Here is a 14398-nt window from a genome sequence, read left to right on the forward strand (position 1 = left end):
CCATAGAACATGTCGGCCGCGGCCATCGCCCTGGCGCGGCGCGACACCAGGCGCGCCCAGAGCTTGCGCGGAAAAGCATCGAGCGCCGGAATGCCCAACTGCAGGGGCGGCGGCGGCGCGGGTTCGGCCAGGTCCTGTTCCACGGCCCGCGCCTCGGCTTGCCGGGACGTGCGGCGCGCCGACCGCGGAGCGGGCAGCGAGGGCGAGACCACCGTGCCGGCCTGGCCCTGCGGCGAGAAATAGCCTTCGCCCGCGAGCTGGTTGTAGGCCGCCTCGATGGTGCCGCGCGCCACGCCCAGTTCGCTGGCCAGGCTGCGCGCCGAGGCCACGCGGCTGCCCGGGCGGAGCAGGCCCTGCTCGATGGCCGTGCGAAAGCGCTCGTAGATCTGCCGGTGCAGCGGCGTGGACGCTGCGCGGTCGATCGCGAGGAGGGCGGCGGGCGGTTTCTTCTCTTGGATCATGGTCCATTCATTTTGATGAATCTTGGCTCTTTGGAATGGTGCATCGAAAACCTAAGCTTCGAACTGCCCATGAAAAAAGGAGATGCGATGAGCGAGAAGATATTCGTGGCGGGTGCGGCCGGGGCCATCGGCAGCGCACTCGTGCCCCTGTTGGTCGACGCGGGCTACACCGTGTACGGCAGCACGCGGCGCACCGAGCGCGCGCAGGCGCTGGAGGCAAGCGGTGCGGTGCCGGTCGTTGTCGACGTGTTCGACGCGAAGGCGCTGCGCGCGGCGCTGATGCGCATCGCACCGGCGATCGTGATCCACCAGCTCACCGACCTGCCGCGGGATCTCGATCCCAAGCGGATGGCCGATGCCGCCCATCGCAATGCGCGCGTGCGCACCGAGGGCACGCGCAACCTCGTGGCCGCCGCGGTGGCGGCCGGCAGCCGCCGGCTGGTGGCGCAGAGCATCGCCTGGGTCTATGCGCCCGGCGCCACCCCGCATGTCGAGGAAGACCCGCTCGATCTCGCGGCCGAAGGCACGCGCGGCGTCAGCGTGGGCGGCGTGGCGGCGCTGGAACGCAGCGTGCTGGGCACGGCGGGCCTCACGGGCACGGTGCTGCGCTACGGGCAGTTCTACGGTCCCGGCACGTCGACCGCCGAGCCCAGGGGCGCGTGTCCGGTCCACGTGGAGGCCGCGGCCTGGGCAGCGGTGCTGGCGCTGCGGCATGCACGCGGCGGTGTCTTCAACATCGCCGAGGACAACCCCGAAGTCAGCAGCGAGAAGGCCAGGCGCGAGCTGGGCTGGAGTGCATCGCTGCGGCTGCGCCAGCGGCGGGGAGTGGCATTGTGAAGGCGGGGCGGCTTYATCGCCGGCAACTCGGCGCGGGCATTGCGGCGCTCTCGCTGGTGCTGGCCGCCGGCTGGGCGCTGACGCCGCATGGCAACCGGCAGGAGGCGGCGCAGTGGTTTGCCGACGTGTGCAGCAGCGTCGCCCGGCCGATGTTCGCGTCGGCCCCGGCGCCCGCGGGCTCGGGGGCCGATGCGAGGCCCGCGACCTCGAGCAAGGTGCTCTCGTGCGAGGCGCTGCCGAACGTGCCGGGCAAGTCGGTGACCACCGTGCTCGTGGACTTTCCGCCGCTCGCCTATTCGCCGGCCCATCGGCATCCGGGCTCGGTGACCGCCATCATCCTCGAAGGCACCATCCGCTCGCAACTCGGCGGCGGGCCGGTGGGCACCTACAAGAGCGGCGAGACCTTCTTCGAGCCGCCGCGCACGCTGCATCTCTTTGCGGAGAACCCCGATCCGGTGCGCCCCGCGAAGCTGCTGGCGGTTTTCGTGGCCGACGAGAACTGTGGGCCGCTGGTGCTGCCGCCGGATGCCGATTGAGCGCCTTGCAGCCAACTCACCGGCGGCGCGGCCCCGGCTGCTTTCTTGCGCTCGGCGCAGATTCCTGCGGCGCGAGTGCGCGGCGCAGCGCAGGCGCTTCCCGCCGGATGTGATCCCTGACGCATTGCGTCAACGCGCGCATCTGCTCCGGCGTGACCGAGCGCGGGGCCGAGCCGGGCAGCAGGCCGGGCGCCACCACTGGAATGAAAGGCACCTTGCACAGGTCGATCCATTCCACGCGCGGGTCGCGCTTGTCGACCCCGTGCAGGATCACGTCGGCCTCGCCGTCGAAGAGCCGCTCCAGCGGCCCGGCGACCGCCTCGAAGTGCAGATGCAGGCGCGTACCCGGGCACTCAGAAAAGAACCGGCCGAGCATGCCCAGCACCTGCGGACGCGGACACAGGTCGCCGACGACCACGTGCAGCTCGCTTTCTTCGCCCATCGCCAGCTGGGTGGCGTGGGTGCGCAAGCCTTCGAGTTCGCGCAGCAGCGTTTGCGCCCGGCGATGAAACGAAAGCCCGGCGTCGGTCGGGCGCACGCGATAGCCGCTGCGGTCCAGCAGGGTGAGATCGAGTTGCCGCTCCAGCTTGGCGACGGCGGCGAACACCGCCGGATGCGAGCGGTGCAGCGCGGCCGCGGCAGGCTGGAAACCGCCCGCGCGCACCACGGCGTCGAAGCATTGCAGGTCGTGCAGGGTGAAATCGGGCATGTCAGTTTTGACTACAGAGATTGAATGATCTTTGTAATATCTTTGTGGGCGGCCCGCAACTACGATTTGCTTCATCACCAACCCATCGAAGGAAAGCGTGTCCACCATGACTGAACTCAACTCCATGACTGCGGGCGATGGCACCCGCATCGCCTATCGCATCGACGGTGAACCCGGCAAGCCGGTGCTGGTGCTGTCGAACTCCATCGGCACCACACTGCGGATGTGGGATGCGCAAGTCGAAGCCCTGTCCCGGCACTTTCGCGTCCTGCGCTACGACACGCGCGGACATGGCGCATCGGGCGTTCCGGCCGGCGCCTATTCGCTCGACCGGCTCGGCCGCGACGTGCTCGAACTGCTCGACGCACTGGAGATCCAACGCGCGCACTTCCTCGGGCTGTCGCTCGGCGGCTTCGTCGGGCAGTGGCTGGGCGTGCACGCACCCGAACGCATCGATCGCCTGATCCTCAGCAACACCTCGTCGTACCTGGGGCCGGCCGCCCAGTGGGACGAGCGCATTGCGGCCGTGCTGCAGGCGCCTGACATGGCGGAAACGGCCGGGATCTTCCTGCGCAACTGGTTTCCCGAACGCATGCTTGCGGCCGGCGAGCCCGTCGTCGAAGAATTCCGCGCCATGCTGATGGCCACGCAGCGGCAGGGCCTGGCCGGCTCCTATGCTGTGGTTCGCGATGCCGACCTGCGCCGGACCATCGCGCTGATCTCCCGGCCGACACTGGTGATCGCCGGCCAGCACGATACGGTCACAGCCGCCAGCCATGGCGAACTGATCGCTGCCACGGTGCCGGGGGCGAAGCTGGTCGTGCTGCCCGCGGTCCATTTGTCGAACATCGAGCGGCCGGTCGAATTCATGCAGGCTGTGCTGGGATTCCTGCGCTGATCCTCGCCGGCCACGCCCGCCAGGTGATAGGCTGCGCCGTCCTTTTTACTTGGCAGCCTCCAGGTGCAAGAGAGGCAGGCCGTACAGACGAGGTAACCGCTTGGACAACCGCATCATCGTGTCGCTCGACTTCGCCACCGTGGCAGCGGCAGCGGAGCTCGTGCGGCAACTGGGCGCCGAAGCAACCTTCTACAAGGTCGGCCTGCAGTTGCTGACCGCGGCCGGGCCTTCGGTCGTGCGCGAGCTCGTGGCGGGCGGCAAGCGTGTTTTTCTGGACCTCAAGCTGCTGGAGATTCCGAGTTCGGTCGCGGCGGCGGTGACCGCGGCGGGGCAGATCGGCGCCTCGATGGTGACGGTCCATGCCTCGGGCGGTTCGGCGGTGCTTCGGTCTGCGGTCGAGGCCGCGCGCCGCTTTCCCGAGCTGAAGGTGCTTGCCCTCACCGTCATCACCAGCATGGACGACGAAAGCTTGCGCGAAGTGGGCGTGGGCTCGACGGTGACCGAACAGGTGCTGCGCCTTGCGCGGCTTGCCGCCGCTGCAGGATGCGACGGCGTCGTCGCTTCGCCGCTGGAAGCGCGGCTGCTTCGCGAGATGCTGCCGCCGGGCATGCTGATCGTCACGCCCGGCATACAGCTGGCCGGCGACTCGGAGAAGAGCGACCATGCGCGCTTCACCACGGCGGCGCAGGCCATCGATGCGGGCGCGACGCACGTGGTGGTCGGCCGGCCGATAGCGCATGCACCGAATCCGGCGGATGCCTTCGCTGCCATGCGCGCGGAGCTGTCGGCGCTGCGGTGACAGGGCCTGCTTCGATGCGTGCTCAGGCCGCCTGCCGCCACGCGACAACCCCCGTTCGCGCCCGCACCTCCGGCGTCGCCAGGCAGGTGGCGATGGCCTCGTAGCCCGGCGCGCCGGGGCAGGGTACGACCACGGTCGGCGGGCTGTGGTTTGCGGGGCACAGGATGACCGCTTCGTCCGGCCCGACGGCGGCCAGGTCGAGGATTGCGCAGGAGCGCGTGAGCATGAAGATCGGCCGCGCGTTGGGTCCGCGGCGGCGCAGCCGGGCGATCAGCGCCTGCTGGGTGGCCTGGTCCAGGCCGTGTTCGATCAGGTCCACGACCACCGCATCGGGCCCTTCCGCTTCCAGCCCGGCCAGAAGTGCAATCAGCGCGTCCGATGGCGTTGCGCCGTCTTCCACGAGCCAGGCCAGCGCGTGGCCGGCCCGAGGCTCGGACGCAGCGGCGCCGCTCTCCGCCTGCCGGTCCAACCCGAGCCAGGCCGCATTGGGCAGCACCTCGGCAATGCGCTGCGCCAGCCGGGTCTTGCCGCTGCCGAGCGGCCCGACGATGTAGTTGAGTGGCCGGATGTCCCGAAGCTCGAAGCGCTCCCCGCCCCAGGGCCATGGCAGGTCGAAGGCCAGGCGCACTTCGCCGGCGGGCGCGAGCAGGCCCGCGAGTTCGCCGATGCTCAGTGTCCGGCCTTGCGCAACATCGCTTCGCAAGTCGCGGACCTTCTCGACGGTGTGCATGAGCTGGCGAAGCTGCGCCTCCAGGGCCCCTTGGTGCGCGGCCAATGCCTGCTCCAGGCCTTCGGGGTTGCCCGCGAGCACCCGTGCCACCTGGGCCAGGCTGAAGCCGAGCGCGCGAAGCGCGACGATCTCGCCGGCGCGCGCCATCTCCGCCGGGCCGTAGGCCCGCCATCCCGCCGCGGTCCGGCCGGGCTCGACCAGGCCGCGCTGCTCGTACAGCCGCAGGGCCTTGGCCGAGACGCCGAGCCGCCTCGCGGCTTCGGAGGGGGTCAGGTGCGGGGCGGGAGATCGCATGAAGTGTTCCTTTCGATGGATCTTTCCCTTTTAAAGGGTGCCCCTGGGGCCGGGTCAAGCCGGAATGCCGAAAAGGCGCGATTGCCGCCTCAAAGTCCGCCCTGGCACAGGTACTTGGTGTGCATGTAGTCGTCGAGCCCGTGCACCGAGCCTTCGCGCCCGTAGCCCGACTCCTTTACGCCGCCGAAGGGCGCGGCCTCCGCGGCCAGCGCGCCTTCGTTGATGCCGACGATGCCGGATTCCAGCGCCTCGGCCACGCGCCAGATGCGGCGCACGTCGGTCGAGTAGAAGTAGGCGGCCAGGCCGAAGGGCGTGTCGTTGGCGGCCGCGATCACCTCGGCCTCGGTCTCGAAGCGCGTGACCGGCACGACGGGTCCGAAAGTCTCTTCGCAGCTGCAATCCATGCCCGCATCGGCGTTCACGAGCACGGTCGGCGCGTAGTAGTTGGGGCCGTCGCAGCGCGCGGAGCGCAGCCGCTCGCCGCCCACCACGATGCGCGCGCCGCGGGCCACGGCATCGCGCACGTGGCGCTCGATCTTGTCGACCGCGCGTGCGTTGATCATCGGGCCGACCTGCGAGTCGGGCTCCGTCGCCGGGCCGACCTTGAGCGCGCCGACGCGCGCGGCCAGCTTGTCGACGAAGGCATCGTGCACCCTGGCCTGCACGAACACGCGGTTCGGGCACACGCAGGTCTGGCCGCCGTTGCGGAACTTGGCRGCCATCAGGCCCTCGACTGCGGCATCGACGTCGGCATCCTCGAACACGATGAACGGCGCATTGCCGCCGAGCTCGAGCGACAGCTTCTTGAGCGTGTCGGCCGAGGCGCGCGCGAGGTGCTTGCCGACCGGCGTGGAGCCGGTAAAACTGATCTTGCGCACCCGCGCATCGGCCAGCCACACGTCGACCACCTCGGGCGTGCGCTCGCGCGACGCCGTCACGATGTTGAGCACGCCTGCGGGCACGCCGGCTTCCTGCGCGAGCCTGACGAGCGCGAGCGAGGTCAGCGGCGTGTCCTCGGCCGGCTTGCAGACCACGGTGCAGCCCGCGGCCAGCGCGGGCGCGATCTTGCGCGCGATCATCGCGGCCGGAAAGTTCCATGGCGTGATCGCGGCGACCACGCCGACGGGCTCCTTCAGCGCGAGCATGCGGCGGCCCGTGACGGGGGCGGGAATCACGTCGCCGTTGGCGCGCGTGGCTTCTTCGCCGAACCATTCGACGTAGCTCGCCGCATAGGCCACTTCACCGCGGCCTTCGGCCAGCGGCTTGCCCTGTTCGCGCGAGATGAGGCGGCCCAGGTCTTCCTGGTGGGCGAGCATCAGGTCGTTCCAGCGCTTGAGGATCTGCGCACGCTGCTTGGCCGGCACGGCACGCCAAGCGGGGAAGGCGGCATGCGCCGCGTTCACTGCGGCGCGCGCATCGGCGGCGGTGCCGTCGGGCACGCTCGCGAAGACGCCGTCGGTGGCGGGGTCGGTCACGTCGAGGCGGCGGCCGTCGCTGGCTTCGCGCCACTCGGCGCCGATGAGCTGTTGGCCGGGCAGCAGGTCCTGGCGTGCAAGTGTCAGTGTCATGGTCGAAAAGGTCTTGTATGAATGGAGAGGTCAGGCCGCGGCCACGCGCTCGGCAATGGCCATGCCCACCTCGGTGGTCGAGGCCGTGCCGCCCAGGTCGCGCGTGCGCGGCCCGTCGCGCAGCACCGCTTCGATCGCGCCCAGGATCGCATCGTGCGCAGCGCGGCCCGCACCCTGGCCCTGCGTGAGGAAGTCCAGCATCAGCGCGCCCGACCAGATCATGGCGATCGGGTTCGCGATGTTCTGGCCGTAGATGTCGGGCGCCGATCCGTGCACCGGCTCGAACAGCGATGGAAACTTGCGCTCCGGGTTGAGGTTGGCCGAGGGCGCGAGGCCGATGGTGCCGGTGGTGGCCGGCCCCAGGTCGGAGAGGATGTCGCCGAACAGGTTGCTTGCCACCACCACGTCGAAGCGCGTGGGCTGCAGCACGAAGCGCGCCGACAGGATGTCGATGTGCTGCTTGTCGACCGTCACGTCCGGATGGTCGCGGCCGATGGCGTCGGCGCGGCCGTCCCACCACGGCATGCTGATCGCGATGCCGTTGCTCTTGGTGGCCACCGTGAGGTGCTTTCTCTTGCGCGACCGGGCGAGTTCGTAGGCGTACTTCAGCACGCGGTCGGTGCCGTGGCGCGAGAACACCGATTCCTGGATCACGATCTCGCGCTCGGTGCCCTCGTACATCACGCCGCCGAGCGAGGTGTATTCGCCTTCGGTGTTCTCGCGCACCACCAGGTAGTCGATGTCGCCGGGCTTGCGGCCGGCCAGCGGGCAGGGCACGCCTTCGAACAGGCGCACGGGGCGCAGGTTGATGTACTGGTCGAACTCGCGGCGGAACTTCAGCAGCGATCCCCAGAGCGAGACGTGGTCGGGCACCGTATCGGGCCAGCCGACGGCGCCGAAATAGAGCGCGTCCACGCCGCGCAGCTGTTCCTTCCAGTCGTCCGGCATCATCTGGCCGTGCTGTGCGTAGTAGTCGCAGCTGGCCCATTCGATGGTGCGGCAGTCGAGCTCGAAGCCGAAGCGCTCTGCGGCGGCCAGCACCACGCGCAGGCCCTCGGGCATCACTTCCTTGCCGATGCCGTCGCCGGCGATCAGCGCAATGCGGAATGTGGGGGTCATGCGAGTGCTTCCCTGGTTGATGGCGTGGCTGCCGCTGCTGCTGCTGCGTGGTCCATGTCGTCGAGCCAGCCCTGGCGCAGCTCGGGCACGGAACGAGCCAGCAGTTCGTAGTAGGGATGGTGCGGCCCGCGTTCATAGTCGGCACGCGCCACCTGCGAGAGCTTGCGGCCGTGCTGCATCACCACGATCTCGTCGCACACCGAGCGCACCGTGTGCAGGTCGTGGCTGATGAAGAGATAGGACACGCCGAGCTCGCGCCGCAGCTCGGCCATGAGGTCGAGCACCGCCGCGGCCACCACGGTGTCCAGCGCCGAGGTCACTTCGTCGCACAGGATGAGGTCGGGTTCGGCCGCCAGTGCGCGCGCCAGGTTCACGCGCTGCTTCTGCCCGCCCGAGAGCCCGCCCGGCAAGCGGTCGGCCACCGTGCGCGGTAGCTTCACGAGATCGAGCAGCTCGAAGATGCGCTGCTTGAGCGGCTCGCCGCGCAAGCCCTTGTAGAACTGCAGCGGACGCGCCAGGATGCGCCAGATGGTCTGCGAAGGGTTGAGCGCCGTGTCGGCCATCTGGAACACGATCTGGATGCGGCGCAGCTGCTCGCGATCGCGCTGCTGCAGCGTGGGCGCGAGCGCGTGGCCGTCGAACGCAACGCTGCCGTGGCAGGGCTTGAGCAGGCCGGCAACCGCGCGTGCCAGCGTGGTCTTGCCCGAGCCCGATTCGCCGATCACGCCGATGGCCTGGCCGCGGTAGAGCTTCAGGTTGATGTCCTCCAGGATGATCTTGGCCGGCTGGCCCTTGACGTCCACCGCGCCGTAGCCGCATGAAAGCTGGTCCACATGAAGCAGCAGCGCGGAATCGCCCGAGGCCTGGCCCGATGCGCGCACCGCGGGCCGCGCGGCCGCCAGCAGGCACTTGGTGTAGTCGTCGGCCGGGGCGGCAAGGATCTGCCCGGTGGCGTTGAGCTCGCTCATCCGGCCATTGCGCAGCACCAGGATGTGGTCGGCCATCTGCGCCACCACGGCCAGGTCGTGGCTCACGTACACGGCGGTGGCGCGGCGCTCGCGCACCACGCGGCGAAAGGCGCGCAGCACCTCGATCTGCGTGGTCACGTCGAGCGCGGTGGTCGGCTCGTCGAGGATCACGAGCTCCGGGTCGCCGATCAGCGCCATCGCCGCCATCAGCCGCTGCAACTGGCCGCCGGAGACCTGGTGCGGGTAGCGCGCGCCGATGTTCTCCGGATCGGGCAGCGCCAGCTCGCGGAACAGCTGCACCGCCTTGGCCTCGGCCTCGGCCCGCTTGCACAGGCCGTGGATGACGGTGGGCTCGACCACCTGGTCCATGATCGTGCGCGAAGGGTTGAAGGAGGCGGCTGCGCTCTGCGCGATGTAGGAGACCGTGCGGCCGCGCAGCGAGCGCTGCCGGGCCGGATCGAGTGCCAGCACGTCGGTGTCGCCGATCTGCACGCGGCCGGCCGAGATGCGGCAGCCGCTGCGCGCATAACCCATCAGCGCGAGCGCGGTGGTGGTCTTGCCCGAGCCCGATTCGCCGATCAGTGCTAGCACTTCGCCGGGCTGCACCGAGAAGCTCAGGTTGTCGACCAGCGTGCTTTCGCCGGCCACGATGCTGAGGCACTGGACAGTGAGTGGTGCGCCCATCAGCGTGCTCCTCGTTCCCGGGCCGCGCGGCCGGGCAGGTTGTCGATGACGAGATTGACCGCGATGGTCAGGCTCGCAATGGCCAGCGCCGGCACGATCACCGAGGCGCCGCCCATGGCCAGCGCCCCGATGTTCTCGCGCACCAGCGAGCCCCAGTCGGCCGCCGGCGGCTGGATGCCCAGGCCCAGGAAGCTCAGGCTCGCCAGCAGCAGCACGACATAGACGAAGCGCAGGCCCAGGTCGGCCAGCATCGGGCCCAGGATGTTGGGCAGGATCTCGCGCAGCATGATGTAGAGCGTGCCTTCGCCGCGCGTGCGCGCCACGGTCACGTAGTCGAGCGCGTTGATGTTGACGGCCAGCGAGCGCGCCATGCGGTAGGCGCCCGGCACGTAGATGATGGCCGCCGTGACCACCAGCATCGGCACCCGCGTCGATCCAGCGGCCGCTGGCGGCGGCCAGCAGCGCCAGCACGGTGCCGGTGCCGCTGGCCAGCAGCGTGGCCAGCAGCGCAACGCCGATCGTGTAGCGCGCGCCTTCGATGATCAGCGCCAGCATGTCGCGGCCGAGGTAGTCGGTGCCCAGCCAGTGCGCCGCGCTGATCGGCTCGAAGACGTTCGAGGTGCCCATGGCTGCCGCGCTGTGCGACTGCAGCCAGGGTCCGAGCAGCGCCGCGAGCAGCCAGAACAGCAGCACCGCGAGGCCCAGCAGGCCGGAGGCGCCGAAGCCGGCGAGCCAGCGCAGCGGACCGGCCCGGCGCTCTTGCGGCACCGGCGCCAGCAAGGCCGTGGTGCTCGCGACCGTTGAAGTGGTGGAGGTTTCCATGGTGCTTCCTTCAGCGGTGCCGCAGCCGCGGGTTGGCAAGAATGCCGAAGATGTCGGCCGTCGTCACCAGGATCAGGTAGGCGCAGCAGAAGATCATGGCGCAGGTCTGCACCAGCGGCATGTCGCGCTGCGACACGCCGTCGACCATCAGCTTGGCGATGCCCGGGTAGTTGAAGATGGTCTCGACGATGATCACGCCGCCCAGCAGGTACGACAGGCTCAGCGCCACCGCGTTGGCGATCGGCCCCACCGCATTGGGCAGCGCGTGCGCCAGCACCATGCGCATCGGCGAGGCGCCCTTGAGCCGCACCATCTCGATGTAGGGCGCCTCCAGCTGGTCGATCACCGCGGCGCGCGTCATGCGCATCATCTGCGCGACGATCACGCAGCACAGCACCAGCACCGGCATGGCGAAGGCGCGCAGCAGCTGGCCCAGCGATTCGATGTCGTTGACGAAGGACAGCGCCGGGAGCCAGTGCAGCTGCACCGCGAACACCAGCACCGCCAGCGTCGCGACCAGGAACTCCGGCACCGACACCACGCCCACCGCCGCCGTCGAGGCCGCGCGGTCGAACCACGAGCCGCGCCACACGGCCGAGGCGATGCCCAGCGCCAGCGCGATCGGCACCGAGAAGAGGGCCGTGACCGCGGCCAGCAGCAGCGAGTTGGGCAGGCGGCTCGCCACCAGCTCGGACACCGGCATCTGCGTGGTCGCAGAGCGGCCGAGGTCGCCCTTCGCCATGCCGAGCAGCCACTTGGCATAGCGCGCGGGCGCCGGCACGTCCAGGCCCATCTGCGCGCGCAGCGCGGCCACCGCCTCGGGCGTGGCGTCCTGGCCGAGCTGCTCCTGCGCGGCGTCGCCGGGCAGCACTGCAGTGATCGAGAACACGACCACCGAGACCGCCAGCAGCGACACGAGCGCCAGCGCGATGCGCTGGCCGAGGAGTTTGAGAATGACGTGATTCATATCAGTGACTTCCCTGCGTTATGCGCTTCACGCCCACCGCGGCCGGCGAAGCCAGGCCCGTTCGGGGAACACCGCGGAACCGGCTTTGCCGGGCCGCTGGTGTTGCCCCCGGTGAGGGGGTTGGCGGCTACACGAAGTGAGCAAGACTGGGGGAGAGCTCATGTTTCTAGCCAGACGTTCTCGGCGAAGTTGTAGCCCATGAGGCCACCCAGCGGAATGGGCGACAGGCCCTTGAGCTTGGAGCTGTGGCCGTCGAGGCTCGAGAGGAACAGCGGAATGCCGATGCCTGCGTCCTGGTGGATCATGGTCTGCATGTCGGCATACATCTGCTTGCGCTTGGCCAGGTCGGTCTCGGCGCGCGAGGCCACGAGCAGCTGGTCGAACTTCTCGCTCTTCCAGCGCGACTCGTTCCATGCCGCACCCGACTGGAAGAACTGCGTCAGCAGCACGTCGGCGCTCGGGCGCGGATTGACGTTGCCGAAGCCGACGTGGCTGTTGAGCCAGTGGTTCGACCAGTAGCCGTCGGCCGGCATGCGCTTGATGTCCAGCTCCAGCCCCGCACGCTGCGCCGTCTGCTGCAGCAGCAGGGACATCTCCACCGAATAGAGCGCCGCGGGCGAGGCCACCATCGGCACCTTGCCCGTGATGCCGGACTTCTGCAGGTGGAACTTCGCCTTGTCCAGGTCGAAGGCGCGCTGCGGCAGGCCGGCAAAGTAGAAGCGGTTGGTCGGGTCGACGGGCTGGTCGTTGGCCACCACCGCGTAATCGAGCGCAATGGTCTTCTTCATCTGCTCGCGGTCGAACAGGTGCTTCATGGCGAGCACGAAGTCGGGGTTGGCGCCGGGGCCCACGTCCTTGCGCATAATGAGGTCGGAGTACTGGCCCGACTGCGTCACGAAGATGCCGAAGCCGGGCGTTCCCTTCACGCGTTCCACCGAGCGCGGATTGACCGAGCCGACCAGGTCCATGCCGCCCGAGAGCAGCGCGTTGACGCGCGCGCTCTCGTCGCCGATGCCCACGAACTCGATCTCGTCGAGGTAGGGCTTGCCGGGCTTCCAGTAGGCCTCGTTGCGCACCATCAGCGAGCGCACGCCGGGCTTGAACTCCTTGAGCTTGTAGGGGCCGGTGCCGATGCCGGCGTTGAAGTCGGTGGTGCCTTCCTTGACGATGTGGAAGTGGAAGGTGCCCAGGATCACCGGCAGGTCGGCGTTCGGTGCGCTGAGCACGAAGGTCACTTCGTTCGGGCCGGTGGCCTTGGCGCTCTCGATCTGGTCGGCCAGGATCTTGGCCTTGGAGGCGGTGGCCGGGTCCTTGTGGCGCATCACCGAGAACACCACGTCGGCGGGCGCGAGCGCCTTGCCGTCGTGGAAGGTAACGCCCTTGCGCAAGGTGAAGACCCAGGTCTTGGCGTCCCTGGTGGTGAAGGATTCGGCCAGCGCGGGCTGCGGCGTGAGGCTGCCGTCCAGCGTGGTCAGGCCGTTGTAGATCATGTTGCAGCGCGAGTAGTCGGTCTGGTTCGACTGCTTGGCCGGATCGAGCGTGTCGGTGGCGGCGGCCGTGGCGCCTGCCACGCGCAGCCGGCCGCCCTTGCGCGGCGTCTGCGCATGGGCGCTCATCGCCACGCTTGCAAGGCTGCCCGCCAGGGTGGCCTGCATGCCGCCGGCCATCAGCATCGTGAGGATGTCGCGCCGCGATGCGCCGCGCTTGAGCGAATCCATCACGCGAAGGCTTTCGCCGGGACCGACGAGGTTTTCGAACCTCTTGTTGCTGCTGTCGCTCATGGTGGGGTACTCCTGTGGGGCCGGTGACTGATGAGGGTTGAAGAACAAACAAACACGGAACGAAAACGGTGCACGCGCGGGGCGCTCAGGCCAGCTTGTCCTTGAGCGAGTAGTAGAGGCCCATCGCAGGCAGGAACCAGGGCGGGCCGAAGTGGCCGGGAATGGCGGGCCAGCCGCGGTCCTGCCAGGGGTTGGCGGCGGCGTTGCCCTCCATCACGGCGGCCATGCGCTCGCCCATGTGGACCGACATCTGCGTGCCGTGGCCGCTGTAGCCCATCGCGTAGTAGAGGCCGTCGCGCTCGCCGGCATGGGGCAGGCGGTCCTGGGTCATGTCGACCAGTCCGCCCCAGCAATAGTCGAGCCGCACGGCGTCGAGCTGCGGAAAGGTTTCAGCGAGCCCGGCGCGCAGGATCTCGCCGCTCGCGGCATCGGCCTGCGGGCTGGAGACCGAGAAGCGTGCGCGGCCGCCGAACACCAGCCGGTGGTCGGCCGTGAGCCGGAAGTAATGGTGGATGTTGGCCACCGTCGTGTAGGTGCGCCGCGCCGCGAGCAGCGCCTGCGCGCGCTCGGCGCCGAGCGGCTCGGTCACGACGATGAAGCTGCCGATCGGCACGATGCGCCGGCGCAGCCAGCCGAAGCTGCCGTAGCCGCCATGGCGCGTGGCACCGGTGGCCAGCAGCACCTGCTGCGCAGTGACGATGCCGCCGGCGGTGTGCAGCCGGTGCGCGTGGCCTTGGCCCAGGCGCTCGATGCGATTCACGGCCGTGCCGGTGTGGATCTGCGCGCCATGGCGCTCTGCGGCCTCGGCCAGGCCGTGGGCGAAGCGGCCCATGTGCATCTGGCCGCTGCGCTTGTAGAGCAGGCCGCCGTGGAAGCGCTCGCTCTGCACCTCGTTGCGCACCTGGGCCGCATCGAGGATCTCGACGTCGGTGTCCACGCCGTCGCCGACCAGGCGCTCGGCGCTGCGTTCGAGCGCGGCCATCTGGTTGGCGCGCGTGGCGAGCTTGAGCTTGCCGTGGCGCATGAAGTCGCAGTCGATCGCCTCGTCGCGCACCAGCCGCGCCACGGTGTCGACCGCGTCGTCGTAGGCGCGGTACCAGGCGCGGGCCTTGTCGATGCCGACCTTGGCGGCCACATCGGCATAGTCCACCGCGAGCCCGTTGTTCACATGCCCGCCGTTGCGCCCCGACGCCTCGGCCGCCACGCGGCTGCCGGCCTCCAGCAC

At 69.5% G+C, this 14398-nt stretch carries 12 protein-coding genes and 2 pseudogenes; 4 read left to right on the forward strand and 10 right to left on the reverse strand.

The genetic code is table 11. The features are described from left to right. Positions 1–461 (reverse strand): GntR family transcriptional regulator (locus tag AC1DOC_RS10230; protein WP_478129762.1); only part of this gene is annotated, 461 nt, incomplete at its 3' end. Between the two features lie 87 nt (positions 462–548). Here AC1DOC_RS10230 and AC1DOC_RS10235 point away from each other — a divergent pair. After that, positions 549–1298, forward strand: a complete 750-nt coding sequence (locus AC1DOC_RS10235; RefSeq protein ID WP_478080089.1) for an NAD-dependent epimerase/dehydratase family protein — start codon at positions 549–551, stop codon at positions 1296–1298. Next, positions 1295–1834 (forward strand): cupin domain-containing protein, encoded by a 540-nt coding sequence (locus AC1DOC_RS10240; protein ID WP_478129763.1) that lies wholly within the window; start codon positions 1295–1297, stop codon positions 1832–1834. The genes AC1DOC_RS10235 and AC1DOC_RS10240 overlap by 4 nt, the downstream gene beginning before the upstream one ends. A 52-nt stretch (positions 1835–1886) precedes the next feature. On the opposite strand, the pseudogene AC1DOC_RS10245 reads toward AC1DOC_RS10240, so the two are convergent. Beyond that, positions 1887–2543: pseudogene (locus AC1DOC_RS10245) on the reverse strand (LysR family transcriptional regulator); the annotation flags it as partial. Positions 2544–2649: 106 nt separating this feature from the next. Between AC1DOC_RS10245 and pcaD the strand changes: the two are divergent. Both pcaD and pyrF read left to right on the forward strand, forming a co-directional pair. Continuing rightward, the gene (pcaD, locus tag AC1DOC_RS10250; RefSeq protein ID WP_478080091.1) at positions 2650–3441 is read left to right on the forward strand and encodes a 3-oxoadipate enol-lactonase; all 792 of its coding nucleotides are present in this window, start codon (positions 2650–2652) and stop codon (positions 3439–3441) included. Positions 3442–3541: 100 nt separating this feature from the next. Continuing rightward, positions 3542–4240 carry an orotidine-5'-phosphate decarboxylase gene (gene pyrF, locus AC1DOC_RS10255; RefSeq protein WP_478080092.1) on the forward strand — a complete coding sequence of 233 codons (699 nt, stop codon included), beginning with the start codon at positions 3542–3544 and terminating at the stop codon, positions 4238–4240. 22 nt (positions 4241–4262) lie between these two features. On the opposite strand, the gene AC1DOC_RS10260 is transcribed toward pyrF, so the two are convergent. The 8 genes and pseudogenes from AC1DOC_RS10260 to AC1DOC_RS10295 form a co-directional block, all read right to left on the reverse strand. Continuing rightward, positions 4263–5264, reverse strand: a complete 1002-nt coding sequence (locus AC1DOC_RS10260; protein WP_478080093.1) for a MerR family transcriptional regulator — start codon at positions 5262–5264, stop codon at positions 4263–4265. 89 nt (positions 5265–5353) lie between these two features. Then, on the reverse strand, positions 5354–6832 hold the full coding sequence (locus tag AC1DOC_RS10265) for an NAD-dependent succinate-semialdehyde dehydrogenase (protein ID WP_478080094.1): 1479 nt from the start codon (positions 6830–6832) through the stop codon (positions 5354–5356). A gap of 30 nt (positions 6833–6862) precedes the next feature. Beyond that, positions 6863–7951: a tartrate dehydrogenase gene (locus tag AC1DOC_RS10270; RefSeq protein WP_478083627.1), complete on the reverse strand. Its 1089-nt coding sequence runs from the start codon at positions 7949–7951 to the stop codon at positions 6863–6865. Beyond that, complete coding sequence (locus tag AC1DOC_RS10275) at positions 7948–9603, reverse strand: ABC transporter ATP-binding protein (RefSeq protein ID WP_478081051.1); 1656 nt, start codon at positions 9601–9603, stop codon at positions 7948–7950. The genes AC1DOC_RS10270 and AC1DOC_RS10275 overlap by 4 nt, the downstream gene beginning before the upstream one ends. Next, positions 9603–10425: pseudogene (locus AC1DOC_RS10280) on the reverse strand (ABC transporter permease). Before AC1DOC_RS10280 ends, AC1DOC_RS10275 begins: the two are co-directional and overlap by 1 nt. Before the next feature lie 10 nt (positions 10426–10435). Next, positions 10436–11392, reverse strand: coding sequence for an ABC transporter permease (locus AC1DOC_RS10285; protein ID WP_015865688.1), 957 nt, complete (start codon positions 11390–11392; stop codon positions 10436–10438). Between the two features lie 158 nt (positions 11393–11550). Beyond that, positions 11551–13173 (reverse strand): ABC transporter substrate-binding protein, encoded by a 1623-nt coding sequence (locus AC1DOC_RS10290; protein ID WP_478081049.1) that lies wholly within the window; start codon positions 13171–13173, stop codon positions 11551–11553. A gap of 85 nt (positions 13174–13258) precedes the next feature. Beyond that, positions 13259–14398: NAD(P)/FAD-dependent oxidoreductase (locus AC1DOC_RS10295; protein WP_478129764.1), on the reverse strand; the 1140-nt coding region annotated here is incomplete at its 5' end.

This window comes from Variovorax sp. 01T439_2, assembly GCF_056398445.1.